At 50.9% G+C, this 26165-nt stretch carries 26 protein-coding genes and 2 pseudogenes; 25 read left to right on the plus strand and 3 right to left on the minus strand.

The features are described 5' to 3' along the window. The 7 genes and pseudogenes from KQJ19_RS15170 to KQJ19_RS24200 all read left to right on the plus strand — a co-directional run. A pseudogene (locus KQJ19_RS15170) lies at positions 1-534 on the plus strand (hypothetical protein); the annotation flags it as partial. A 14-nt stretch (positions 535-548) separates the two neighbouring features. Then, positions 549-752: a 4-oxalocrotonate tautomerase family protein gene (locus KQJ19_RS15175; protein ID WP_016152960.1), complete on the plus strand. Its 204-nt coding sequence runs from the start codon at positions 549-551 to the stop codon at positions 750-752. 146 nt (positions 753-898) lie between these two features. Continuing rightward, positions 899-1528: a 2OG-Fe dioxygenase family protein gene (locus KQJ19_RS15180; RefSeq protein WP_016156404.1), complete on the plus strand. Its 630-nt coding sequence runs from the start codon at positions 899-901 to the stop codon at positions 1526-1528. Positions 1529-1536: 8 nt separating this feature from the next. Then, positions 1537-2769 (plus strand): ATP-grasp domain-containing protein, encoded by a 1233-nt coding sequence (locus tag KQJ19_RS15185; protein WP_016156403.1) that lies wholly within the window; start codon positions 1537-1539, stop codon positions 2767-2769. Positions 2770-2804: 35 nt separating this feature from the next. Beyond that, a complete protein-coding gene (locus KQJ19_RS15190; RefSeq protein ID WP_047417713.1) occupies positions 2805-3860 on the plus strand; it encodes an AbrB family transcriptional regulator in 1056 nt (351 codons plus the stop codon). Between the two features lie 425 nt (positions 3861-4285). After that, positions 4286-4690: pseudogene (locus tag KQJ19_RS15195) on the plus strand (tyrosine-type recombinase/integrase); the annotation flags it as partial. Between the two features lie 218 nt (positions 4691-4908). Continuing rightward, positions 4909-5037 (plus strand): hypothetical protein, encoded by a 129-nt coding sequence (locus KQJ19_RS24200; RefSeq protein WP_256445309.1) that lies wholly within the window; start codon positions 4909-4911, stop codon positions 5035-5037. 408 nt (positions 5038-5445) lie between these two features. On the opposite strand, the gene KQJ19_RS15200 is transcribed toward KQJ19_RS24200, so the two are convergent. The 3 genes from KQJ19_RS15200 to lsrR all read right to left on the minus strand — a co-directional run bounded on the left by KQJ19_RS15200 (position 5446) and on the right by lsrR (position 8466). After that, positions 5446-5796 carry a cupin domain-containing protein gene (locus KQJ19_RS15200; RefSeq protein ID WP_047498015.1) on the minus strand — a complete coding sequence of 117 codons (351 nt, stop codon included), beginning with the start codon at positions 5794-5796 and terminating at the stop codon, positions 5446-5448. A 12-nt stretch (positions 5797-5808) separates the two neighbouring features. After that, the gene (gene lsrK / locus KQJ19_RS15205) at positions 5809-7401 is read right to left on the minus strand and encodes an autoinducer-2 kinase (protein ID WP_049282213.1); all 1593 of its coding nucleotides are present in this window, start codon (positions 7399-7401) and stop codon (positions 5809-5811) included. Between the two features lie 108 nt (positions 7402-7509). Next, entirely contained in the window at positions 7510-8466 is a 957-nt protein-coding gene (lsrR, locus tag KQJ19_RS15210; protein WP_047499102.1) for a transcriptional regulator LsrR, read from the minus strand. Between the two features lie 255 nt (positions 8467-8721). Between lsrR and lsrA the strand changes: the two genes are divergently transcribed. The 18 genes from lsrA to KQJ19_RS15300 form a co-directional block, all read left to right on the plus strand. Beyond that, positions 8722-10269: an autoinducer 2 ABC transporter ATP-binding protein LsrA gene (gene lsrA, locus KQJ19_RS15215; RefSeq protein ID WP_216403817.1), complete on the plus strand. Its 1548-nt coding sequence runs from the start codon at positions 8722-8724 to the stop codon at positions 10267-10269. Then, complete coding sequence (gene lsrC / locus KQJ19_RS15220) at positions 10263-11312, plus strand: autoinducer 2 ABC transporter permease LsrC (protein WP_047498007.1); 1050 nt, start codon at positions 10263-10265, stop codon at positions 11310-11312. Before lsrA ends, lsrC begins: the two co-directional genes overlap by 7 nt. Further along, a complete protein-coding gene (gene lsrD, locus KQJ19_RS15225) occupies positions 11312-12310 on the plus strand; it encodes an autoinducer 2 ABC transporter permease LsrD (RefSeq protein WP_049282215.1) in 999 nt (332 codons plus the stop codon). Before lsrC ends, lsrD begins: the two co-directional genes overlap by 1 nt. Positions 12311-12336: 26 nt before the next feature. After that, positions 12337-13359, plus strand: a complete 1023-nt coding sequence (gene lsrB / locus KQJ19_RS15230; protein WP_103766379.1) for an autoinducer 2 ABC transporter substrate-binding protein LsrB — start codon at positions 12337-12339, stop codon at positions 13357-13359. Between the two features lie 28 nt (positions 13360-13387). Next, positions 13388-14263 carry a 3-hydroxy-5-phosphonooxypentane-2,4-dione thiolase gene (lsrF, locus tag KQJ19_RS15235; RefSeq protein WP_216403818.1) on the plus strand — a complete coding sequence of 292 codons (876 nt, stop codon included), beginning with the start codon at positions 13388-13390 and terminating at the stop codon, positions 14261-14263. A 50-nt stretch (positions 14264-14313) separates the two neighbouring features. Further along, positions 14314-14604, plus strand: coding sequence for a (4S)-4-hydroxy-5-phosphonooxypentane-2,3-dione isomerase (gene lsrG, locus KQJ19_RS15240; protein ID WP_047497995.1), 291 nt, complete (start codon positions 14314-14316; stop codon positions 14602-14604). A 10-nt stretch (positions 14605-14614) separates the two neighbouring features. After that, complete coding sequence (locus KQJ19_RS15245; protein ID WP_047497992.1) at positions 14615-15358, plus strand: epimerase; 744 nt, start codon at positions 14615-14617, stop codon at positions 15356-15358. 359 nt (positions 15359-15717) lie between these two features. Continuing rightward, positions 15718-16839 carry a M42 family metallopeptidase gene (locus KQJ19_RS15250; RefSeq protein ID WP_049282219.1) on the plus strand — a complete coding sequence of 374 codons (1122 nt, stop codon included), beginning with the start codon at positions 15718-15720 and terminating at the stop codon, positions 16837-16839. After that, positions 16836-17114, plus strand: coding sequence for a PTS sugar transporter subunit IIB SgcB (gene sgcB, locus KQJ19_RS15255; protein WP_047497989.1), 279 nt, complete (start codon positions 16836-16838; stop codon positions 17112-17114). Before KQJ19_RS15250 ends, sgcB begins: the two co-directional genes overlap by 4 nt. An 11-nt stretch (positions 17115-17125) precedes the next feature. After that, complete coding sequence (gene sgcC / locus KQJ19_RS15260) at positions 17126-18439, plus strand: PTS sugar transporter subunit IIC SgcC (protein ID WP_047497986.1); 1314 nt, start codon at positions 17126-17128, stop codon at positions 18437-18439. Between the two features lie 12 nt (positions 18440-18451). After that, positions 18452-19258 carry a BtpA family protein SgcQ gene (sgcQ, locus tag KQJ19_RS15265; protein ID WP_047497983.1) on the plus strand — a complete coding sequence of 269 codons (807 nt, stop codon included), beginning with the start codon at positions 18452-18454 and terminating at the stop codon, positions 19256-19258. Between the two features lie 130 nt (positions 19259-19388). Beyond that, entirely contained in the window at positions 19389-19820 is a 432-nt protein-coding gene (gene sgcA, locus KQJ19_RS15270) for an SgcA family PTS sugar transporter subunit IIA (RefSeq protein ID WP_047497980.1), read from the plus strand. A gap of 11 nt (positions 19821-19831) precedes the next feature. Then, positions 19832-20464, plus strand: a complete 633-nt coding sequence (locus tag KQJ19_RS15275) for a ribulose-phosphate 3 epimerase family protein (protein WP_141875243.1) — start codon at positions 19832-19834, stop codon at positions 20462-20464. A gap of 16 nt (positions 20465-20480) precedes the next feature. Next, positions 20481-21263: a DeoR/GlpR family DNA-binding transcription regulator gene (locus KQJ19_RS15280; RefSeq protein ID WP_216403819.1), complete on the plus strand. Its 783-nt coding sequence runs from the start codon at positions 20481-20483 to the stop codon at positions 21261-21263. 302 nt (positions 21264-21565) lie between these two features. Further along, complete coding sequence (locus KQJ19_RS15285) at positions 21566-22354, plus strand: IclR family transcriptional regulator (protein WP_047497972.1); 789 nt, start codon at positions 21566-21568, stop codon at positions 22352-22354. A 4-nt stretch (positions 22355-22358) separates the two neighbouring features. Beyond that, on the plus strand, positions 22359-23264 hold the full coding sequence (locus tag KQJ19_RS15290) for a dihydrodipicolinate synthase family protein (protein ID WP_047499100.1): 906 nt from the start codon (positions 22359-22361) through the stop codon (positions 23262-23264). 10 nt (positions 23265-23274) lie between these two features. Beyond that, positions 23275-25242, plus strand: coding sequence for a xylonate dehydratase YjhG (gene yjhG / locus KQJ19_RS15295; protein WP_141875244.1), 1968 nt, complete (start codon positions 23275-23277; stop codon positions 25240-25242). A gap of 106 nt (positions 25243-25348) precedes the next feature. Further along, a partial coding sequence (locus KQJ19_RS15300) for a gluconate:H+ symporter (protein WP_216403820.1) occupies positions 25349-26165 on the plus strand: 817 nt, incomplete at its 3' end.

The raw sequence follows: 26165 nt of genomic DNA on the forward strand, positions 1-26165 counted from the left end.
TCACTGCAAAGTATTGCCTTTACAGCAGTCGTGCTCTTTGTTGTCGATCATCTGGTTAAAAAGGATAAACCCTGGGCTGAGCAATTAACTGAATCAGCACAGAATATATCCGGTGAGGTATTGTTGCTTTTAAGCTGTAGTGTGTTGACCTCAGTTTGTTGGCTGCTTTTTTCCCATGTACCTGAGGGTATCACTGCTTATGTTGGCGGGCTGACAACGTTGCAGATCTACGCGATTATTTTGTTCATCGTACCGCTTTTTGGTTTATTAGGTATCCATCCACTGATTATCTTTAGTATCGCATGGTCGATATTTTCTGATTATCTTACGGGGGGGATGGTTGATTATCAGATATGGATTTGCTTATTTATTGCAACTCAGCTTATTTCTCCCGTATCGATCAATGCTATTTTCGCCGCAAACAGTCTGAATGTATCACCCAGTAACACCAGTTTTAAAATGCACTACGGTTATGTTCTATCGTTTAATCTCTTTGCACTTGTTTATCTTGGTGCAATGTCAAAAATCATCTAATAAAAGGAGTTCATATGCCCTACGTAAATATTAAAATTACTAATGAAGGTGCTACCGATCAGCAAAAGAAAAAATTAATGGAGGGAGTGACACAACTATTGGTTGATGTCCTGAATAAAAACCCCAGCACAACCATCGTGGTCATTGATGAAGTGGAGACTGATAACTGGGGAATTGGTGGCGTGCCAGTGACGGAGTTACGTAAAAAAAGCAAGTAGAGTTATTTAAAAAGTAAGGAGCCTGCCTCCTTACTTTTGCCCATAGATTATCAGTATAAAAGAGTCTGCAATATTATTTATTGTTGGATATGCATTTCATATCTTATAAGTAGACTGCTCAAACTACCGTATTAAGGACGTTATCTATGCACGCCTATCATCATATTCGACTGGGGAAGACTTCAGCGAAAGTCAAAAATAGTTTTGATGAATTACTACCCGATCCATGGCTTAAGGCTGAAGATGGTATTTTTCGGTTCAGAAGTTACATGCAGGCCAGGGCCGGACGTGAAAAGTATTTTGATCTGTGCGCAGTGGGTGAGTTTTTTCAAGCGGAAAAACTGAACAATTACGCTGGCGGTATTGCAAGAAAATACCCAGAAATAAAACAAGACGTTGCTGAAGAAGTGATGAATCTGGTGTTTCGTAAGCTTTTGCCATTGCTTCCAGACACGACTTACAATATTGGCATTCATCAAATAAGAATAACGACAGATGACCGAAGGCCTGGATATCCCGCTCCAGAGGGTATTCATAAAGATGGTTTTAAGTACATTGCAATCTATTGCAGCGAAATTGAGAATGTGACTGGTGGAGAAACCACGCTTATTCCTAATCATGATGGGGGCAATGATGCCTCTACGTTCAAACTGCATGCGGGCGATGCAGTAATATTCAATGATGTGAATTATCAGCATTATACCGCGGCAGTGGTTCCTTTGTTGCCAGGAAAAGGTTATCGGGATGTATTTGTCATTACATTTGATATTGAATGAGAAAAACAATGAATATCTTGCTGTGTCCACCAAAAATTATTTTTCAGCACTCACGTGAAGAGTGGCAGTCATTACAATCAGTGGCCCCGGTTCTGATTGCAACGTGCGCAAGCCAGATCGATAATATTCTTGATCATATGGGGGCAGGTTTTTCTTTCCTTTTTTATGAAAACTTTAATGATAATCCCTTCGTGGAAATGGATATTTACCACTACGCCCAGGACAATAAAGCAACGGGTATCTTTTACCTCGCCGAAATCGATGTTCTGAGGGCCGCGCGAATCAGCGATCGTCTGGGTTTGACACACGACCGTGAAAAAAAGGCCATGTTCTTCCGTGATAAATTTATGATGAAATCGCTTGTTCAGTCTCATCAGTTACCGGTTCCTGCTATGGCACGCGTCGACAGTGCGACTGCGATGGCGCGATTCATTGCCGAACAGGGATATCCCTGCGTCATCAAACCTAATGATGGGCGTGGATCACAGGGCGTGGTGGTTCTTAAAAATGAAGGCCAGCTTTATAAATATCTGGCGCAGGTTAAGCCGCCAGAGTATCACAATCTGCTCATTGAAAAATTTATCGAAGGCGAAGCTTATCAAATTAATGCGTTGTATTTAAAAGGAAAGGCGATATTTGTTTCTGCATCTCGTGCAACCGTCTCCTGCCTGGATTTTCTATCCGGGAAAACATTAGGTCTGGTTATGGAAGATGACACGCCGCTGCATCGTAAACTGATTGCCTACACCAAATATCTTGCTGAAGAGGTTTTTCCAACGGAAGAAAACGCATTGCTTCACCTTGAAGTTTTTGTTGATAAAGATAACAACATTATTTTTGGCGAGCTTGCTTGCCGATTAGGTGGCTGCTTTGTCAATGAAGAATTAGGGGCCGCTTTTGGCCTTGATCCTCGAATGACCTGGCTTAAAGCCAGTTTATGCGAAATCTATCCGCAGGATTTATCGCAAAGACAACCCGTTTTACGGGTTGGCCAATTAAATGTGCCGCCTGCACAGGGCACGCTCCTCTCTATTGCGGAAAAATGTCCATTGCCTTTTGTGGTTAAATATCGGGCAACAGGTGTCGTCGGCCGCCAATATGACGCGATGAAATTAACAAATGGCGAGATCGTGAGTGCTATTGTTCAAGCAGAGTCCAGCCGGGAAATACACGAACGTCTTGATGCATTGACCCAATGGGTTGCTGAAAATACCCTTTGGGTTAACGAAACCGTTCACTGAGTATTTAACACTCCCGGTAGCCAGGAGAAAGGTGTATGAAATTATTGTTAGGTTTTGCTCTTTGTATCCTGGCTGGGTTGGGTTTTACCTATTGCAACGTTCCGTTAGGTATGATGTTTGGCCCCCTTATTACCGTGCTGGTGTTAAAACGTACCGGTCTTTCTGTGCCAGTACTGCCGGGCAGCCTGACGGTGATTCAACTCTCTCTTGGTACGTCAATTGGTCTTTTATTTCGCGATTTTTCTTTTGGGGCGCAAGGAAATATCGCATTTTTACTGGTGTTGTTATTAGTATGCTTATCCCTGCAATTCACCGCATGCTACTTGTGGTGTATTCACCGATTACGCTGGAGTAAGGAAGAGGCGTTATTGGGCGCCGTTCCGGGGGCAATGGCAGCGGTATTAGCGCTAGCGTCCCATGTTAAAACGCCGCCGCAAAAAATTATCATTTCGCACTCGCTACGGCTCATCACATTGACCTTATTTGCCGGATATATTACCGGCGGTGCGCAAACCCATATGGCCATGCCGCCTGTATTGTTTGCAACGACTAATGTGCTCTGGCTATTGGGTATTGTCTTTGCGGGCTATGTGTTGGGCAAATGCCTTGAACGCTTCCACTTTCCTGCGCCCTTTATGATCACGTCGTTGCTTTGTGCAGCACTCCTGCACCCTTTGTCATCTCAGACTGTGTTTTTTCCCGATATTTTCAATCAGTTCAGTATGATCCTGATGGGCATATTACTGGGGCATCATTTTATTGCGTTTACGTTGACTGCATTTTTGCGTCATCTTTGGTCTTCAATACAGCTCATTGCTATTGGACTGGGTGTGACGGTCATGATGGCATTTACAGCGGCGCATCTTCTGGATTATCCATTTTATTTATTGATGCTCTCCTGGGTTCCCGGGAGCGTGGAATCAATGTCCTTTGCGGCACTGGCGCTTAACGCGAATGCGAGTTTTGTGATGGCAAGCCATATTATACGCATGTTGCTCATCCAAACGATCCCTGCAATAGTTATCTACCGCAAAAGAGAGGTTATAGAAGGTAATAGCGCTAAAACCAGTAAGCCGACGAGGCCGCTGTAGGGGGTTATGACCTCCGTTATGAGCATAACGTTCGTTGCGAATTTTATACAGCTCATCATGAACAACCCGTAGGTGGACAGGGAGATCATTCCGCTGGAGAACGCAAGTGCCATTGCTTTTGGCAAACTAACTGGCGGGGTTTATCAAGATAAATTAAAGTCTCCATTTGGCTTAGAAGCGGAAATACTTACTGAAGGTCGAGAGTACAACTGAATTTCAAAACCGGCTCAAAGCGCGGTATTGCCTACGGCACATGAAAATTATTCCTTGATGCATAACTTCTGCAAAATCTGCCAATTCTGTCCATTTATCCCGCCATAACCTTGCAAATTAGATTACCTTGTAAGTTTGGAAGGTCCAATGTCCGCTGTTCGCTCATAAGGGACAACCATACTCAAATCTCCCACATTGCAGGAGATTTGAGTATGAACACGTCACCGTGGAACAAGGGCCGTATCATCGGCCAAAAAAGGCCGCTTCAGATATCTCATATCTGGGGGATACGAATCCGGCTTGAACTGGAAGGTAAAACGCGTGATTTAGCTCTGTTCAATATTGCCCTGGACAGTAAGCTACGAGGCTGTGATCTGGTCAGACTCAAAGTATCTGATGTTGCATATGGTAGTTCTGTTTCAAGCAGAGCAACGGTGTTTCAACAGAAAACCGGTTGTCCTGTGCAATTTGAGATAACCAAAGGGACAAGAGAAGCTGTTGCTGTATTGATAAAGCTTGGCAATTTGCATAGTAAAGACTTCTTGTTTCGGTCTCGGGTCGGAACTAATCAGCACATATCAACCCGGCAATACAACCGAATTTTTCATGAGTGGGTACGTCCCGGATGTACTGCCTATATTACACAGGGCGGACTGGCATTGCTCTGGATGCGACAACGAGTATCACGGTGAACGGTACTGCCGAAGTTGCCAGACCGGTGACCACAGTACAGAAATTATCAGCAGTGAGGGTGAATGATAATGAACGGTTTTTATACCTACAAGATACGGGACACCGCTCCAGCGCGTCAGCTTCACAGGACAGGAGTGCGGCAATGATACAGTTCAGCCCGGTTGAACATGCCATTACCGAAGATGGTGAGTGGGTGACCGTACAGGATGTTCCGCACCACTACCACGGACGGCTGCTGTGTGATTTCTGCCATACAGAAGTGTTTATCTAGAAAGATGCTTTAGGGAACGAGATATTTGTTCATGCCCGTCGTCGCCGGAGTGAGCAGATAAAAAAACCAGAACTGCGGGTATGCCTTACGCTCATCCAGACAATCCCCGACAGCTAAAATACGTCGCGGTCGCAATAATGCTCCGTCAGGATACGCGGGTTTCAGGGGGCCACTGAACACCCGAACCGGAAACTGGCGCTGTACCCGGTGTGAACGCTCCTACTACGGCGGCAAGAAATGCCCCCATTGTTGCGATTGGGTATATACAATAGCGCAGTAGCAATATGCCAGAGGCCCGGCGAGTTGGTAGGGCTGACCACGTCTACATATAGGAAATGGAGCAAGGCGAGTAACATCGCCCGCTCCAGCTTTCATCTAATGGATTCGTTTTCTTAAAAATACCGGTGACTAATACGTCGTCGGCTCAACCGGATGACTGTCTCCCGGAATATGCGGAGATTTAACAAAGACGCCTTTCCACGGCACCTCGCCTCTGTTCACCAGAAAATGTGCTTCACCGGGATCGCAGTGCAAAACATCCCCCGAGCCTAACGTGTAGGGCTCACCGTTCAGATATAACGTCACTTCGCCTGCCAGGGTATAAAAAATCTCGCAGGCTTCGATATGACGATGGTTGGGAAAAGACTGACCGGGCTGAAGCATGACGACGCCCATGTCACATTCCGGACCGCGAATGAGGTATTTCGGGCCACTATCACCAAAACGGTATTCATGATGCGCTTCATTCGATTTAATCATTACGATCTCCTGTTATAAACCCGGCGCTTTCCACAAAGAGGTCGTCAACCCGTGATCGACCAGACCTAACTGCTCCTGATATACCGCCTGCCATTTCTCACGTGATTCCCGATAAAGCTCATGCTTTTCTTTATCCGGCACATGCTCCCGTTCCCAGCGCACCAGTCGTTCACCGGTCTCGGCCATGGATGACCAGATCCCTGCCCCGACGCCGGCCGCGATGGCGCAGCCCAGCGCCGTTGCCTCTTTGACGACCGGCACGTTGACCGTCAGCCCTGAAACATCCGCCAGAATCTGACTCCAGAGTTTTCCCTTCGAGCCGCCACCAGCAAAAACAAGTGAAGTAGGATGGATCCCGGTAAAATCGGCGATTTGATGCAAATTACAGGTCGACACAATGGCCGCATTCTCTTCCAGAGCACGAAACAGCGTGGCTTTATTGCATTTTTCCGGATCGATGGACAGGTTGATGAACGAAGGAGCTGCGTGATACCAGCTCTTGAAGCGCATCCGATCGGAGAAAATCGGCATTATGCCCCATGCGCCAGCCGGTACTCGGGATGCCATATCTTCCAGAAGTGTGTAGGTGTCTACGCCCAGACGCTCAGCGATCAGCTTTTCTTCTGCACAGAAAGCGTCGCGGAACCAGCGCATCGTCAGACCGGTAAAAAAGCTGATGGATTCGGTCTGTACCATCCCCGGAATGACGTGCGGATTCACACGCACGTTCATTTCAGGATCAACAATCGGCGCGGGTAAATTCACCACCTGCTGCCAGAATGTTCCTCCAAGTACAGCAGTTTGCGCCGGGCGTACAACTCCAAGACCGAGACACCCCAACTGAACATCTCCACCACCCACTACCACCGGCGTGCCTACTTTCAACCCGCACATTGCAGCTGCCTGGGCGGTCACCCTCCCCAGCATCGTCCCGGTCTCTTTAACCGGTGAGAGAATATCCGATCGCAATCCAGCCATCTGCAGCAATGACGGCTTCCAGTCTCGTGTTTTGAGGTCCAACAGTCCCGTTGTTCCGGCATTGGAAGGATCCACCGCCAGCTCACCGCTGAGCATGTAGGCCATCCAGTCACTGATCATCGTCACCGTCGAGGCACGACGATAAATATCCGCACGATGGTGCGCAAGCCAGAGCAGACGTGGGATGGCACTCAGCGCCAGCGTCTGACCAGTGCTACGATAGACCTCACTTTCGAAGGTGTAGTCGTGGATCTCCTTAAGTTCGCTGACTTCCCGTGCCGCTCTGGCATCCACGTTTGCACAAGCCCAGACAGGCGTCCCCTCTGCGTCATATACTACAATGCCTTCGCGCATCGAACAGGCTGAGACGGCTGTAATCGCTTCCGGTGCAATCCCGGCGATATGCAATGCCTGACGGATGCATTCACAGGCCAGTTGCCAGTTTTTTCCCAGATCAAACTCCATCGAGCCGGGAACATCCGGTACGGCAAGGTGCCGCCATTCCGCTTGTCCCACCGCGATTTGTTTGCCTTCCAGGTCGAAAATCACGGCGCGAACGCTTCCGGTACCGGCGTCCAGAGCCATCAGGTAATGTGTTGATTCAGAGGGGGTACAGAGTCGGGCCATCGTTTTTGTCCTCGGCTTATTTTATTTGTCAGGTCGTCAATGCTTTCTCCACGGTACAAACGGAAATTCTGTTACTCCCCTGCCACGCGGCTGCACGGCAGATACGCATTACTGCCCGCTGACAATGGCGGCGGCGGTTTCCTGGTCAGTGACCAATGCGTTGATATAACCCCCTTTCATCGCCGCAGCGATCGCTTCCGCTTTATTCACGCCCCCGGCAACACCGATCACAGTCGGGATAGTCTTCAGGGTATTGAGGGTTAACCCGATAAGTTCATCGTGGATCTTCATATCCGGAATCACCTGCCCTTCGGCATCAAAGAAGTAGCCCAGAATGTCGCCCACGGCTCCTTTGCGGCCAATCATCAGCTGCTCACCTTTAGTGATATAGCCTGATCGAATAATGGTGGCCTCATCTTTCTGATTGATTGCGCCAATACCGACGATTGCCGCATCGGCAGCCTGGGCGGCCAGCAGAACATCCTGGACGCTGTTTTCATTTTTTAACGTCCGAGCAATCTCTGCTGAGGAGGCGCGCAGCGGAGCCGGAATAATACTGACCGGACAGGCTGCGTTGAGTTGCCCAATCCCGGTCATGTATGGCCCCACGCCCCCCGAGAGCGTTACCAGGCGAATTTGTTGAGCAGAGATAAATCCGCTCAGCCGTTTTAAGGTATTCATGGTCGCTTCGCCGAAGCCCGCCGCCAAAATCTGCTGCGGCTGGAGTGACTCCATCAGCATATGCGCGGCGCCAATCCCCAGGCGAACGCAGGCATCCGCTCCGGGAAGTCCTGGGATGACCCGTACATTGTTCAGGTCAAAGCGACGACGTAATTCAGTTTCATATTCCAGACAGCCTTCAAAGCGAGAATTAATCTGTACGCGAATAATCCCGGACTGATGCCCCTTCTCCAGCAGCCGCGACACCTTAAGCCGCGTCAGCCCCAGCCTGTTGCTGATGTCGCTCTGTGTCATACCATCGTGGTAATAGAACCACGCAATACGCGCCACCAGCTCTTCTTCACACATCCCTTGTTCGGAAATCATCGGGTCATTAATAGTCATCATTCTGTCTTCACTTTGAACATATCGAATTTCTGAACACAATTGTTCATTCATTGGTTGCTAATAACTGTGATTAAACACACATTTCAATGGCTTTTATTTGAACAAATTTAATTTTACAGATCATTTTAGCATAAAACGTGATCTATTCGTCGGTTTTGTGAGCAGTTAGGTCATAAGGTTATGAACAATTCGAATCGCACAATACATTTGTTCAACCTGATTCTACCCAGGCCGAACGGAGGTGGCACGTAAATGAGTCACGAAAAAATCGCTCCGCTACTCAGCACACAGTCTGTCTGTAAGCAGTACTCCGGCGTCAAGGTACTGAAAGGTATTAACTTTATTTTGCAAAAAGGCGAAGTCCATGCGCTCCTGGGAGGAAATGGCGCTGGGAAATCTACGCTGATGAAAATCATCGCCGGTATTACCCCGCCGGATAGCGGAAGCATTGAGATTGAAGGTTCCCGATGTACGAAACTGACGCCGATCCTGGCGCATCAGTTGGGAATCTACCTTGTGCCACAGGAGCCGCTACTCTTCCCCAGCCTGACGGTAAAAGAGAATGTCCTGTTTGGCCTGCCCAAACACCAAAGCTCGGCGCAAAAAATGAGCGCGATGCTCGCCGCGCTGGGCTGCCAGTTTGATATCAACAGCCAGGCCGGTTCACTGGATGTCGCCGACCGGCAAATGGTCGAAATCCTGCGCGGGCTGATGCGCGATTCGCGAATTTTGATCCTTGATGAACCCACAGCCTCACTCACTCCTGCAGAAACAGATCGGTTGTTCAGTCGTCTGCGTGAGTTGCTGAGTTCCGGCGTGGGGATCGTTTTCATCTCCCACAAGCTGCCTGAGATACGCCAGATTGCGGATTACATTAGCGTGATGCGGGACGGAACCATTGCGCTCTCCGGTAAAACGGCGGACCTGAGCACAGACGAAATTATCCAGGCCATTACGCCAGCATCACGCACTAACACGCTGAGCGCGACCCAGAAACTGTGGCTGGAATTGCCTGGCAACTGTCCGCAGCATGATACAGGCACACCGGTATTGAGCCTCGAAAATGTAACCGGAGAAGGATTCATGAACGTCAGTTTCGAGGTTCGTGCCGGGGAAATTTTAGGTCTGGCTGGCCTGGTCGGCGCCGGGCGCACCGAACTTGCAGAAACGCTTTACGGGCTACGACCTCTGAGGACCGGACGCGTCGTACTCGGCGACAAGGATATATCCACGCTTTCCACACGCGAGCGTCTGCAGCATGGTCTGGTATATCTACCGGAGGATCGGCAATCATCAGGACTGAATCTGGATGCCTCGCTGGCGTGGAATGTTTGTGCATTAACCCATAACCACAGCGGTTTCTGGGCAAATCCGGCAAAAGACAGCGCCACGCTCGAACGTTATCGCCGCGCGCTCAATATCAAGCTGAACGATCCCGAACAACCCGCCCGTACGCTCTCCGGTGGTAATCAGCAAAAAATTTTGATCGCCAAATGCCTCGAAGCCTCGCCGCAAGTGCTGATTGTGGATGAGCCGACGCGCGGAGTGGACGTCTCTGCCCGTAACGACATCTACCAGTTGCTCCGCAGTATTGCGGCTCAGAATGTCGCGGTGCTGTTCATCTCGTCCGATCTGGAAGAGATCGAACAGATGGCCGATCGCGTTTACGTCATGCACCAAGGGGAAACAGGCAACGATGCCCTGCAGGGCGACGAGATTAACGTCGACACCATCATGCACGTTGCGTTTGGCGACCGCCCGTCAGGGACGACGCCATATACCGGGGAGGCGCCATGCTGAAATTTATCCAGAATAATCGTGAGGCAACCGCACTGTTGGCAGTGCTGTTGCTGTTCGTTCTGCCGGGAATGCTTGACAGCCAGTACCTCAGTGTTCAGACGCTGACGATGATCTTCAGCAGCGCCCAAATTCTCATGCTGCTGGCTATGGGGGCGACGCTGGTGATGCTGACCCGCAACATCGACGTATCGGTAGGCTCGATAACTGGGATGTGCGCCGTGCTACTGGGACTGCTGCTGAACGCGGGATATCCCTTGCCTGTGGCCTGCGTAGCGACGCTGCTACTGGGACTGCTGGCGGGGGTTATTAATGGCGTACTGGTCGCCTGGCTGAAAATCCCGGCAATTGTTGCCACGTTAGGAACGCTGGGTCTGTATCGCGGCGTCATGCTGCTCTGGACGGGCGGTAAATGGATTGAAGGACTGCCTGCACAGCTGAAGCAACTCTCCGCCCCGGTTTTCCTCGGGATCTCCGCCATCGGCTGGCTGACCCTACTCCTGATGCTGCTGATGGCCTGGCTACTGGCAAAAACCGCCTTTGGTCGCTGTTTTTATGCCACCGGGGATAATTTGCAGGGCGCACGGCAACTAGGTGTGCGTACCGAAGCCATCCGTATTCTGGCCTTCTCGCTCAACGGCTGCATGGCGGCGCTGGCTGGGATCGTTTTTGCTTCTCAGATTGGCTTCATCCCTAATCAGACTGGAACCGGGCTGGAAATGAAAGCCATTGCTGCCTGCGTACTGGGTGGAATCAGCCTGCTGGGCGGTTCCGGGACGATCATTGGCGCCGTGCTTGGTGCCTATTTCCTGACGCAAATCGACAGCGTACTGGTCCTGCTGCGCATTCCGGCGTGGTGGAATGACTTTATTGCCGGTCTGGTTCTGTTGGCGGTGCTGGTATTTGATGGCCGACTGCGCTGCGCGCTGGAACGTAATATCCGCCGACAAAAATATGCCCGCTTCACTCCGCAGCCTCAGCCGTGTCCGTCGGCAAAAAGCGCAGCGGATACTGTGCGCACTGCCAAAAAACGTGAGGTTGCCTGATGACTCGTTTACATCGCTACGGCTGGGAGCTGGCGCTCGCCGCGCTACTGGTGATTGAAATTCTGGGATTCGGCGCGCTGAACCCGCGCCTGCTGGATCTGAACGTACTGCTGTTCAGCACCAGCGACTTTATCTGCATTGGCATTGTCGCTCTCCCCTTAACCATGGTGATCGTCAGCGGCGGGATCGATATCTCCTTCGGTTCCACGATGGGGCTGTGCGCTATCGCGCTGGGTGTGATGTTCCAGGGGGGCGTACCGTTGCCGCTGGCCATTATCCTGACGCTCGCGCTGGGCGCGCTGTGCGGACTGATCAACGCCGGGCTGATTATCTACACGGGCGTGAATCCTCTGGTCATCACCCTGGGAACGTTGTACCTGTTTGGCGGCAGCGCATTGCTGCTTTCGGGGATGGCAGGAGCGACCGGTTATGAAGGTATTGGCGGCTTCCCGCAGGGCTTTACCGATTTTGCCAATCTCGATGTGCTGGGCCTGCCCGTACCACTGATCTTCTTTCTCGTCAGCGTGCTCTTTTTCTGGCTGCTGATGCACCGAACCCACGCCGGACGAAATGTCTTCCTGATTGGGCAAAGCCCTCGCGTGGCGCTGTATAGCGCTATCCCTGTGAATCGGACGCTGTACGCGCTGTACGCGATGACCGGCTTTGCCTCGGCGGTCGCGGCGATACTGCTGGTTTCTTACTTTGGCTCTGCGCGCTCCGATCTGGGGGCTTCCTTCCTGATGCCAGCCATTACGGCGGTCGTCCTGGGTGGCGCCAACATCTATGGCGGCTCCGGGTCAATTCTCGGCACAGCCATCGCCGCGCTGCTAGTGGGCTATCTGCAGCAGGGGTTGCAGATGGCTGGCGTGCCTAACCAGGTATCCAGTGCCCTCTCTGGCGCATTACTTATTGTCGTTGTCGTAGGTCGTTCCGTCAGCCTGCATCGTCAGCAAATTAAAGACTGGATGGCACGTCGTCGCGCCATTCGGCAGGCCTGAAATCCATTGCCCTAAAGGAAAAGTACATGACTATTCAGAGCATTAAAAAAATTGCCGTAATCAGTACCCTTAGCCTGGCGGCGTTCACCCTCAACGCTTATGCCGCAGAGCGAATCGCATTTATCCCGAAACTGGTTGGGGTGGGATTCTTTACCAGTGGTGGTAACGGTGCCCTGGAGGCCGGCAAAGAGCTTGGCGTCGATGTTACCTATGACGGTCCGACGGAGCCCAGCGTGTCTGGTCAGGTTCAGCTCATCAATAACTTTGTTAACCAGGGGTATAACGCCATTGTGGTTTCCGCCGTTTCACCTGATGGGTTATGTCCGGCGTTAAAGCGCGCCATGCAACGCGGTGTGAAAGTCCTGACCTGGGATTCTGACACCAAACCGGAATGTCGCTCGTACTACATCAACCAGGGCACACCAGCCCAATTAGGCGGCATGCTGGTTGATATGGCCGCAAACCAGGTCAAAAAAGAGAAAGCCAAAGTGGCCTTCTTCTACTCCAGTCCGACCGTGACCGATCAGAACCAATGGGTGAAAGAGGCCAAAGACAAGATCACCAAAGATCATCCGGGCTGGGAAGTTGTCACCACCCAGTTTGGCTATAACGACGCTACCAAATCACTGCAAACCGCAGAAGGCATTATTAAAGCTTATGCCGATCTCGACGCCATCATTGCGCCGGACGCCAACGCCTTTCCTGCTGCCGCTCAGGCCGCTGAAAACCTGAAGAATACCAGCGTGGCGATTGTCGGTTTCAGTACACCAAACGTGATGCGTCCTTATGTTGAACGCGGCACGGTGAAAGAATTTGGCCTCTGGGATGTGGTCCAGCAGGGCAAGATTTCCGTTTACGTGGCTGATGCGTTGCTGAAAAAAGGCGACATGAATATTGGTGACAAACTGGACATTCCAGGTGTAGGGCAAGTTGAAGTTTCGCCGAACAGCGTACAGGGCTACAGCTACGAGGCGAAGGGAAATGGCATTGTGCTTCTGCCTGAACGCGTGGTGTTCACTAAAGACAACATCGACAAATACGATTTCTGAATTTCATTCCGTAACCGTGGAGTAAAAAATGGCTGATTTAGATGACATCAAAGATGGTAAGGATTTCCATACCGACACGCCGCAACGCAATACCCCGTTCACACTAAAGGGATGCGGCGCACTTGACTGGGGGATGCAGTCCCGACTGTCGCGCATTTTTAATCCTGAGACCGGAAGAACGGTCATGCTCGCGTTTGACCATGGCTATTTTCAGGGGCCAACAACAGGACTGGAGCGTATCGATATCAATATCGCTCCCCTGTTCTCGCTCGCTGATGTACTGATGTGCACACGCGGCATCCTGCGCAGTGTGGTACCACCCGCCACCAACAAACCGGTAGTCCTGCGCGCCTCGGGCGCTAACTCTATTCTCACCGAGTTAAGCAATGAAGCGGTCGCGCTCTCCATGGATGATGCCGTTCGTCTCAACAGTTGCGCCGTGGCGGCACAGGTGTATATCGGCAGTGAGAACGAGCACCAGTCGATCAAAAATATCATTCAGTTGATCGATGCCGGTATCAAAGTCGGCATGCCAACAATGGCGGTGACCGGCGTGGGAAAAGACATGGTTCGCGATCAGCGCTACTTCTCACTCGCCACCCGTATCGCCGCCGAGATGGGGGCGCAGATCATCAAGACCTACTATGTCGATAAAGGTTTTGAGCGCATTGCCGCGGGTTGTCCGGTCCCGATTGTTATCGCGGGTGGTAAAAAATTACCTGAACGTGAAGCGCTTGAGATTTGCTGGCAGGCCATCGATCAGGGCGCATCCGGTGTCGATATGGGGCGCAACATCTTCCAGTCCGATCATCCTGTCGCCATGATGAAGGCCGTCCACGCGGTGGTGCATCGTAATGAAACCGCTGAACGCGCGTACGAACTCTATCTGAGCGAAAAAAACTAAAAAGGGTATGGGCCTGCCCTGGTGGGCCCATGCGTTTTAAGGAGAAAAGTATGCATGTCACTCTGGTGGAAATTAACGTCCACGAAGATAAAGTCGACGAGTTTATCGAGGTATTTCGCCTCAATCATTTTGGGTCGGTGCGTGAAGAGGGGAATCTCCGCTTCGATGTGTTGCAGGATCCGGAAGTTGAGAGCCGCTTTTATATTTATGAAGCCTATAAGGATGAAGCCGCCGTTGCGTTCCATAAAACTACGCCCCACTACCTTGCCTGTGTGGAAAAACTGGAATCACTGATGAGCTGCCCACGAAAAAAACGCGTCTTCAATGGATTGATGCCATAAGGATCTAAAAATGAACCGTCCCTTTTCCGGTTTGAATCGCACAGAGTGCGTATCGTTAATGAAGCACTACCCGTTAAGCATCGGCATTCTTGCCGGTCAGTGGCTCAGACTCGGGGAGTATCAGCAAAATCTTCGCGCGCTTGAACAACCCGTTATTCACCTGGATCTGATGGACGGACATTTTTGCCCTCAGTTCACCGTTGGCCCCTGGGCTATCGCACAGTTGCCACAGCAGATGATTAAGGATGTCCACCTAATGGTGGATAATCCCTGGCCCGTTGTGCAGGCAAGCGTAAAGGCAGGAGCACACTGTGTCACGTTGCAGGTGGAAAACACGCCGCATCTACACCATATGCTTCATTGGCTTGGTGAGCAAAATGCTGAAGTTTCCGGTGGCACTATGCCGCTTTTGCGAGGGATTAGCCTGTGCCCTGCCACACCACTGGAATATATTCTACCGGTCATTGAAGACGTTGAAATAATACAAATTCTGGCGGTAAATCCTGGCTACGGTAGCAAACTCAGCAAGTCAGCTTTACTGAGACGCATCGCGCAGGTTGTCGCATTACTCAATGCAGCCGGCAAGCGAGACGCCATTCTGCTGGCAGTTGATGGTTCGCTAAACCTGGAAGAACTTCCAGAGATCATCGCCAGCGGTGTGGATCGTGTAGTATCCGGCAGCGCACTCTTCAGGAACGATGCTCTGGCGGATAACATCTCTCGCTGGCTCACTACAATTCATTCAGCGCAATAAGTACTGCTATGTTTTCTTTTATCACCAGGATACTAACGATTTACCACATGCCATTAGGTTCTACGCTCCCTTGGTAGAAAACCTGGATATAGACAGGCATAAAGAGGGAGCATCCTACAACAAAGTGGTGCGATAACAGTTACCGCGTTTTATTCATCCCCATTATTTCAACCATAAATACTGGTCTCTCCAGCCCGTAACTTTCACAAACGTTGAGCGTTTTTATTCCACCCGGCTCACATTATTTTTTATTTGTGCAGATTTGCGCGCTTTCACGTGAGCGCTCTCACAATTATTCGACCAGTGAGCGCCTATAAAACGCTCAACGAGTGATTGTTTTACGTTCTACGGAGATAGCTATGTCATTTTCTGTGCAGGAAACCCTGTTCTCGCTTTTGCAGCATAATGCGATTTCAGGACACGAAAACGCAGTCGCTGACGTCATGCTGCGCGAATTCAGGCGTCATGCAAAAGAGGTCTGGCAAGACAGGCTTGGGAATATCGTCGCACGCTACGGTAGTGATAAACCCGATGCGCTGCGACTGATGATTTTTGCGCATATGGATGAGGTCGGTTTTATGGTGCGCAAAATAGAGCCGTCTGGATTTTTACGCTTTGAACGCGTAGGCGGTCCTGCGCAAGTCACTATGGCTGGCTCCGTCGTCACCCTCGCCGGGGACAAAGGCCCGGTGATGGGATGTATCGGTATTAAGTCATACCACTTTGCCAAAGGCGACGAGCGTACGCAGTCACCTTCCGTAGACAAACTGTGGATTGATATTGGTGCCAAAGACAAAGATGACGCCATACGGATGGGCATTCAGGTCGGTACGCCTGTCACTCTGTATAACCCGCCCCAACTCCTGGCAAACGATCTGGTGTGCAGTAAAGCACTAGACGATCGTCTGGGCTGTACTGCCCTGCTCGGTGTAGCGGATGCTATCAGTGCTGCAGAACTTGATATCGCCGTTTATCTGGTGGCTTCCGTACAGGAAGAATTTAATATCCGCGGCATTGTTCCCGTATTACGCCGTGTAAAACCTGACCTGGCGATTGGTATTGATATCACGCCATCGTGTGACACCCCTGATTTACACGATTATTCCGAGGTCAGGATTAATCAGGGCGTTGGGATCACCTGCCTGAACTACCATGGACGGGGAACGCTGGCAGGATTAATCACGCCTCCACGCCTGATACGGATGTTGGAACAGACGGCTCTTGAACACAACATTCCGGTGCAGCGAGAAGTGGCTCCCGGCGTGATAACAGAAACCGGTTATATCCAGGTTGAGCAGGATGGTATTCCCTGCGCCAGTCTCTCTATTCCTTGTCGCTATACCCATTCTCCGGCGGAAGTTGCCAGCCTGCGTGATTTGGCTGACTGCATCCGCCTATTGACCGCTCTGGCAGGCATGCCAGCAGCACATTTCCCCGTTGAGCCTGATTCAGGCGCTACACAAGAGGCACATCCATTATGAAAAAGATCCTTGTGGCATGCGGTACCGGCATGTCGACTTCAACCATGATTGCACACAAGCTGCAAGAGTACCTGACTGAACAGGGTATTGCAGCCACCACCGCCCAGTGCTGTCTGAATGAGATCCCACTTAACTGTAACGGCATGGACCTTATTGTAACCTCCATGCGAACCAACAGTGACTACGGCATCCCTACGCTTAATGGTGCCGCCCTGCTCACAGGGATCAACGACGACGCATTAAAACAACAAATCAAGGCTCTGTTAACCCAATAAAAGGAGGCATTATGTTTGATTACATCCTGTCTCTCGGCGGTACCGTTTTCGTCCCTATCATCATGATCGTGATTGGCCTTATCTTCCGCATCCCCTGGCTGCAGGCGATTAAGGCAGGGGTAACGGTCGGGATCGGTTTTGTCGGTATGGGATTGGTGATCGTCATGGCGATCGACAGCCTCAGCCCTCCTATCAAAGTGATGATTGAACGCTTCGGCCTGACTCTGCATGTCTTTGACGTTGGCGCAGGCCCCGCCTCCGGCGTTGGTTATGCGACAGCCATTGGCGCCATGATTATCCCGGTTATTTTTCTTCTCAATGTCGCCATGCTGGTCACCCGTCTGACCAAAACGATGAACGTCGATATTTACAATTACTGGCACTACGCCATTACGGGTACGGTGGTCCAGCTTATGACCGGCAGCCTGATTTATGGTGTGTTGGGGGCAATCTGCCATGCGGCGCTATCGTTAAAAATGGCCGACTGGACGGCGAAACGGGTACAGAACATCGTCGGGCTGGAAGGTATTTCGATACCGCAAGGCTACGGTTCCAGTTCAGTACCGCTTTTCGTTCTACTTGATGCTATCTATGAAAAAATCCCTTTCATGAAGGGACGCAATATCGATGCTCAGGAGATCCAGAAACGCTATGGCATGGTCGGCGATCCGGTGATCATCGGCGTAGTGCTCGGTCTGATTTTTGGCCTCGCAGCTGGCGAAGGCTTTAAAGGTTGCGCCAGTCTGATGATAACCGTTGCGGCAATCATGGTGCTGTTCCCGCGCATGATCCGCCTGATTGTTGAGGGGTTAATGCCCATCTCCGACGGCGCAAGAAGGTTCTTCCAAAAGTATTTCAAAGGACGTGAAGTGTATATCGGTCTGGATACCGCTGTGACGCTGGGGCATCCAACTACCATTGCTGTCGGTCTGCTACTGATACCCATTATGTTGATTCTGGCCAGCATTTTACCGGGCAACAAAGTGTTACCCCTCGCAGACCTGCCGGTAGCGCCGTTCTTTATATGTATGGCTACGGTTATCCACCGCGGAGACCTGATCAGGACGTTGATAAGCGGGGTCATCGTGATGATTACCGTCCTTCTGATCGCTACCCAGTTCGCGCCTTACTTCACTGAAATGGCGCTAAAAGGCGGTTTCAGCTTTGCCGGTGAAAGTGCGCAAATCTCGGCGTTGTCCGTGGGCAATATGTTCGGTTGGTCGATTTCTGAACTGATGTCGCTTGGCATTATTGGCGTTGTCGTGGCAGTCGGTATTGTCGCCAGCGTCGTTCTGTTCTTACGTAAACGTGAACTATCGGAATAAGGAGTACTTTCAATGAGTTGGCTGAAAGAGGTTATTGGGACGGAAAAAGCGGTCATCGCCATGTGCCATCTACGTGCATTGCCCGGCGACCCGAGTTTTGATGCGCAACTGGGGATGAACTGGGTTATCGACAAAGCCAGGGACGATCTGATGGCGCTCCAAAATGGTGGAGTAGATGCAGTCATGTTCTCCAACGAGTTTAGCCTTCCCTATCTCACGAAGGTGCGTCCGGAAACGACTGCGGCAATGGCGCGAGTCATCGGGCAATTGATGAACGATATCCGCATCCCGTTTGGCGTGAATGTACTGTGGGATCCGGTCGCCTCATTCGACCTGGCGATGGCTACCGGCGCTAAGTTTATCCGCGAGATATTTACCGGAGCCTATGCCAGCGACTTTGGCGTCTGGGACACTAACGTCGGTGAGACCATCCGTCATCAACACCGGATTGGTGCAGGCGAAGTGAAAACCTTGTTCAATATCGTCCCTGAGGCCGCCGTGTATCTGGGCAATCGCGATATCTGTTCTATTGCTAAATCGACGGTATTTAACAACCATCCTGATGCGCTCTGTGTTTCTGGCCTGACCGCCGGGACGCGTACCGACAGTGCGCTATTAAAACGGGTTAAAGAAACGGTGCCTAACACCGTCGTGTTGGCCAACACGGGCGTCTGCCTGGAAAACGTGGAGGAACAACTCAGTATCGCCGATGGCTGTGTGACCGCAACCACCTTTAAAAAGGACGGCGTTTTTGCCAATTTCGTTGACCAGGCGCGAGTCAGTCAGTTTATGGAGAAAGTGCATCATATACGCCGATAAGATGGGGATAAGCAGAGCGCTTATCCCCGGCAGAGAGCAATAACCCTTCTGCGATCCCTGCCGCCTTCGTCAAAAGTATCGACGGGGATCGCTATCAGATTAACCAGAATCGGCATGGAGTCAACGACGGATGATTAACGATATTAAATGGGTACAGGCACAACGTGAAGCCACAGACTGGCGTCAGGCCGTGGAAATCGCCACCCGCCCGCTGGTAACCTATGGTGCCGCGCAACCCGCCTACGTTGATGGGATCATCGAAAATACCCTTAACTGGGGGCCTTATTATTTGATAGCCCCGGGTGTCGCGTTGCCTCACGCCCGACCAGAGCAAGGCGCAAACTACAATCAGGTCAGCATTACCACGTTACGCACCCCGGTCGCCTTTGGTAACGAGGAGTGCGACCCCGTCTGGCTGCTTCTCTGCGTCAGCGCCACGGATGCCAACGCACATATTTTGACCATTCAGCGCATCAGCCAGTTTATTGATTCGCCACAACGGTTAGCGGCAGTGCGAAATGCCAGCACCGACGATGCACTTTTTGCGCTGGTATCAGGTTAACGGAGGCGCTCATGATCCTGCACCCTTCTCTCGCCAGCGCAAATCCTCTGCATTATGGTCATGAGTTGACGGCATTAGACAACCTGGATTTTGGGTCCCTGCATCTGGATATTGAGGACAGCAGCTTCATTAACAACATTACGTTTGGGATGAAAACGGTGCAGGCTGTTGCCAGACAGACGCCTCATCCACTTTCCTTTCATTTCATGGTTGCCCGGCCACAGCTCTGGTTTAACGCGCTGGCTGAAATCAGACCCGCGTGGATCTTCGTTCATGCAGAAACGCTGGACTATCCCTCGGAAACATTAGCAGAGATCCACCATACCGGCGCACGAGCCGGGCTGGCATTTAATCCGGCAACCCCGATCGACGCCTGGCGATATCTGACGTCTGAGCTGGACGGGGTGATGGTGATGACCAGTGAGCCCGATGGGCAGGGACAGCGGTTTATTCCCTCCATGTGCGAGAAAATCCAAAAAGTACGCACGGTTTTTCCTCAGACCGAGTGCTGGGCCGACGGTGGAATTACGCTGGCGGCAGCACAGCAACTGGCTGCAGCTGGGGCGCAGCATATGGTGATTGGGCGCGCCCTGTTCTCTTCATCTGACTATCGCGCGACCTTAGCCCAATTCGCCACCCTGTAAGAGGAGATTGTTTCTGATGAGCCAACAGAGACCTGACCGTATCAAACAGATGCTGCACTACCTGTGGCAACATCGCCATCTCTCCACACAGCAGGCCATGGAGCTTTTTGGCTATGCGGAAGCGACTGTTCGTCGTGATTTCCAGTATATCGCCAACCAGTATCCAGGCATGATCCGCGGTCACGGTTGTCTCGACTTCGACGACAGTACAGACGGCAAGGAGTACGTCTTCGACGTGAAACGCACATTGCAATCTGTGGCGAAGAGAGAAATAGCCGCCCTTGCCCGAACAATGATCAAAGATGGCGACTGCTTTTTTCTCGACTCCGGGTCAACCTGCCTCGAACTGGCGAAATGCCTGGCCGATGCGCGGGTAAAGGTCATCTGCAACGACATTAAAATCGCCAATGAGCTGGGCTGTTTTCCCCATGTGGAAAGTTACATCATCGGAGGACTGATTCGCCCGGGTTATTTTTCGGTAGGAGAGAGTCTGGCGCTGGAGATGATCAATGCGTTTTCCGTAGAACGCGCGTATATCTCCTGCGATGCACTATCGTTGGAAACGGGGATCACCAATGCCACCATGTTTGAGGTCGGGGTGAAAACACGGATTATTCAACGCTCGCGTGAAGTTATTCTCATGGCCGATCACTCAAAATTTGATGCCGTTGAGCCGCATGCTGTAGCAACACTATCATGTATTAAAACGATCATTAGTGACAGCGGGTTATCAGAGACTATTGCACTGCGTTATCAGCGAGCCGGATGTCAGTTGTTTTTACCTCATTCAATAAAGTGATAAGCAAGTTCGTTCGAGAGGGATTTCAAGTAAAAACAATCAATGGTACCCGATAGAAAATATTGGCGATGCGCTCGAACGAATAAAGAAGCCCTATGCGCAATCCACGCGCTACGATGTTGCAACAACACTCCATCTACTTTTTATTCTCATTCACTAAATGTGGCTGTTCTAGATTCATTATTCAAACTGCGGACAAGATCACATTTAATCACTTCATTACGGTTCAGCATGCTGAACAAAGCATATTTTCCACTATGTAATGCCGATACCATTTATTCCATGAGCAAGGAGGAGCCATTATGGTTCGCAAAGGGTGTAATTCATTAGTCCGTGCCGAAAAAATATTAACCCACATTGCATGGGTTGGCATGGCAAGTTATATGGAGTTATTAAATAAATTCCAATACCCAAAAAGCAGCCTGCTTAATTTATTGAATGTAATGGTGGAATGCGGTTTCTTAATTAAAAACAAAAACGGCTACTATTCACTGGGAATAAAAAACTACGAATTGGGTTGTCAGGCGTTACACCGTCAAAATATATTTGAGGTGACTAAGCGGCCAATGCAGGAGTTGTCGCTGAAAAGTGGACTGGTTTGTCATCTAGGGGCGATGGAGAGCATTTCGGCTATCTATCTCGACAAGATCGAAAGTCCGGACTCGGTACCGACGAGCAAAAGCTGGATTGGCAAAAAACTTGAATTGCATATTACTGCATTAGGTAAGGCGTTATTAGCCTGGAAGACACGAGAAGAACTGGATTATTTTTTAGAGGCACTCACGTTAACCCCGCATACGTGCAATACATTTACCGATAAAAAGTTGTTTCTGGAAGAATTACAAAAAACACGGCTTCGGGGGTGGGCCATAGACAACGAAGAATCAACCTATGGTGCGGTATGTTTAAGTATGCCGGTATTCAATATGTATAACAGGGTTAACTATGCAATCTCACTTTCTGGCGATCCAGTAGTTTATTCAGGAAATAAGATAGACAGCTATCTGGAATTGCTCCGGAAATGCGCCGGGCAAATATCATATGGGCTGGGATACAGAAACGAAAATGAGCATTTACGAAAAGGAAACTGAGGTAATGAAAAAATTCCGCGGCATTATTCCACCGGTATCCAGCACGTTTCATCGTGACGGAACCCTTGATAAAAAGGCAATGCGCGAAGTTGCCGACTTCCTGATTAATAAAGGGGTCGACGGACTGTTTTACCTGGGTACCGGTGGTGAATTTAGCCAGATGAATACAGCCCAGCGCATGGCGCTCGCCGAAGAAGCCGTGGCAGTTGTGGGTGGGCGAGTGCCGGTATTGATTGGCGTCGGTTCGCCCTCCACTGACGAAGCGGTCAAACTTGCGCAGCATGCACAAGCCTGCGGTGCTGATGGTATCGTCGCTATCAACCCCTACTACTGGAAAGTCGCACCACGCAATCTTGACGACTATTACCAGCAGATCGCCCGTAGTGTCACCCTGCCGGTGATCCTGTACAACTTTCCGGATCTGACGGGTCAGGACTTAACCCCGGAGACCGTGACGCGGCTGGCTCTGCAAAACGAGAATATCGTTGGCATCAAAGACACCATCGACAGCGTTGGTCACTTGCGTACGATGATCAACACAGTTAAGTCGGTACGCCCGTCGTTTTCGGTATTCTGCGGTTATGATGACCATTTGCTGAATACAATGCTGTTGGGCGGCGACGGTGCGATAACCGCCAGCGCTAACTTTGCTCCGGAACTCTCCGTCGGCATCTACCGCGCCTGGCGTGAAGGCGATCTGACGACCGCCGCGACGCTGAATAAAAAACTACTACAACTGCCCGCTATTTACGCCCTGGAAACACCGTTTGTCTCACTGATCAAATACAGCATGCAGTGTGTCGGGCTGCCTGTAGAGACGTATTGCTTACCACCGATTCTTGAAGCATCAGAAGAAGCAAAAGATAAAGTCCACGCGTTACTTACCGCGCAGGGCATTTTACCAGTCTGAGGAGAAACTCATGTCTGTTCGCAATATTTTTGCTGACGAGAGCCACGATATCTACACCGTCAGAACGCACGCCGATGGCCCGGATGGCGAACTGCCATTAACCGCAGAGATGCTTATCAACCGCCCGAGCGGGGATCTGTTCGGTATGACCATGAATGCCGGAATGGGCTGGTCTCCGGACGAGCTGGATCGGGACGGTATTTTACTGCTCAGTACACTCGGTGGCTTACGCGGTGCAGACGGTAAACCCGTTGCGCTAGCGCTGCACCAAGGGCATTACGAACTGGATATCCAGATGAAAGCGGCGGCCGAGGTTATTAAAGCAAACCATGCCCTGCCCTATGCCGTGTATGTCTCCGATCCTTGTGACGGGCGTACTCAGGGTACAACGGGGATGTTTGATTCACTACCATACCGAAATGACGCCTCGATGGTGATGCGCCGCCTTATTCGCTCTCTGCCCGACGCGAAAGCAGTTATTGGTGTGGCGAGTTGCGACAAGGGGCTTCCGGCCACCATGATGGCACTCGCCGCGCAGCACAACATCGCAACCGTGCTGGTCCCCGGTGGCGCGACGCTGCCCGCAAAGGATGGAGAAGACAACGGCAAGGTGCAAACCATTGGCGCACGCTTCGCCAATGGCGAATTATCTCTACAGGACGCTCGCCGTGCGGGCTGTAAAGCCTGTGCCTCTTCCGGCGGCGGCTGTCAATTTTTGGGCACTGCCGGGACATCTCAGGTGGTGGCCGAAGGATTGGGGCTGGCAATCCCGCATTCAGCCCTGGCCCCTTCCGGCGAGCCTGTGTGGCAGGAGATCGCCAGAGCTTCCGCGCGAGCTGCGCTGAACCTGTGTCAAAAAGGCATCACCACCCGGGAAATTCTCACCGATAAAGCGATAGAGAATGCGATGACGGTCCATGCCGCGTTCGGTGGTTCAACAAACCTGCTGTTACACATCCCGGCAATTGCTCACCAGGCAGGTTGCCATATCCCGACCGTTGATGACTGGATCCGCATCAACAAGCGCGTACCCCGACTGGTGAGCGTACTGCCTAATGGCCCGGTTTATCATCCAACGGTCAATGCCTTTATGGCAGGAGGTGTGCCGGAAGTAATGTTACATCTGCGCAGCCTCGGATTGTTGCATGAAGACGTTATGACGGTTACCGGCAGCACACTGAAAGAAAACCTCGACTGGTGGGAGCACTCCGAACGGCGTCAGCAGTTCAAACAACTCCTGCTCGATCAGGAACAAATCAACGCTGACGAAGTGATCATGTCTCCGCAGCAAGCAAAAGCGCGCGGATTAACCTCAACTATCACCTTCCCGGTGGGCAATATTGCGCCAGAAGGTTCGGTGATCAAATCCACCGCCATTGACCCCTCGATGATTGATGATCAAGGTATCTATTACCATAAAGGCGTGGCGAAGGTTTATCTGTCCGAGAAAAGTGCGATTTACGATATCAAGCATGACAAGATCAAGGCGGGCGATATTCTGGTCATTATCGGCGTAGGACCTTCCGGTACCGGGATGGAAGAAACCTACCAGGTTACCAGTGCCCTGAAGCATCTGTCATACGGTAAGCATGTTTCGTTAATCACCGATGCACGTTTCTCGGGCGTTTCTACTGGCGCGTGCATCGGCCATGTGGGGCCAGAAGCGCTGGCCGGAGGCCCCATCGGTAAATTACGCACCGGGGATATCATTGAAATTAAAATTGATTGTCGCGAGCTTCACGGCGAAGTCAATTTCCTCGGAACCCGTAGCGATGAACAATTACCTTCACAGGAGGAGGCAACTGCAATATTAAATGCCAGACCCAGCCATCAGGATTTACTTCCCGATCCTGAATTGCCAGATGATACCCGGCTATGGGCAATGCTTCAGGCCGTGAGTGGCGGGACATGGACCGGTTGTATTTATGATGTAAACAAAATTGGCGCGGCTTTGCGCGATTTTATGAATAAAAACTGAAAGCATAAATAAAAACATCCAGACACCTGAATTATCCGGCTATGCATCATTCGTTATTTGCTCAGTCGGATAATGATGGGTCGCTACCCTGTTATGAGAGGACGTTATGCCACTAATTATCGTTGTGGCAGGGATTGCTTTACTCCTGCTTTTAACCATAAAAATTAAGCTTAATACGTTTGTTTCGTTAATTATTGTCTCGATTGCTGTCGCCATCGCCAGTGGTATGGATTTGAGTAAAGTTGTCACCTCAGTCGAATCCGGACTTGGCGGTACGCTGGGCCATATTGGTTTGATATTTGGCTTCGGTGTTATGCTCGGTCGCTTGCTGGCCGATGCGGGTGGTGCGCAGCGAATAGCGCTGACCATGCTGAATTACTTCGGGAAAAATAAACTTGACTGGGCAGTGGTCTGTTCGGCGTTTATTGTCGGTATCGCACTTTTTTTCGAAGTCGGTTTAATTCTTCTGGTACCTATTTTATTCGCTATTGCCCGTGAAGCAAAAATATCGCCGATGTTTATGTGTGTGCCGATGCTTTCCGGTTTGCTGGTCGCACACGGTTTTTTGCCGCCGCACCCCGGCCCGACAGTTATCGCCAGAGAATATGGTGCTGATGTAGGATTGGTACTGATATACGGTATCATAGTCGGCATTCCAACCTTTATTCTTTGCGGCCCGGTATTGAATAAATTCTGCCAGCGCATTATTCCGGACGCCTTTAAAAAAGAGGGGAATATAGCCTCTCTCGGCGCGACCCGCCGATTCAGCGAAAGCGAAATGCCTGGCTTTGGAATCAGTTTTCTCACGGCAATGCTGCCGGTGATCCTGATGGCGGTTGTCACCATCATCCAGATGACTCATGCCAAAAGTGCCGCAGATTCAGGCTTATTCTACAACGTGATACTGTTCTTAGGTAATTCGA

It is taken from the genome of Citrobacter sp. S46_ASV_140, assembly GCF_018919545.1.
In the GTDB taxonomy this organism is placed as follows: Bacteria; Pseudomonadota; Gammaproteobacteria; order Enterobacterales; family Enterobacteriaceae; genus Citrobacter; species Citrobacter braakii.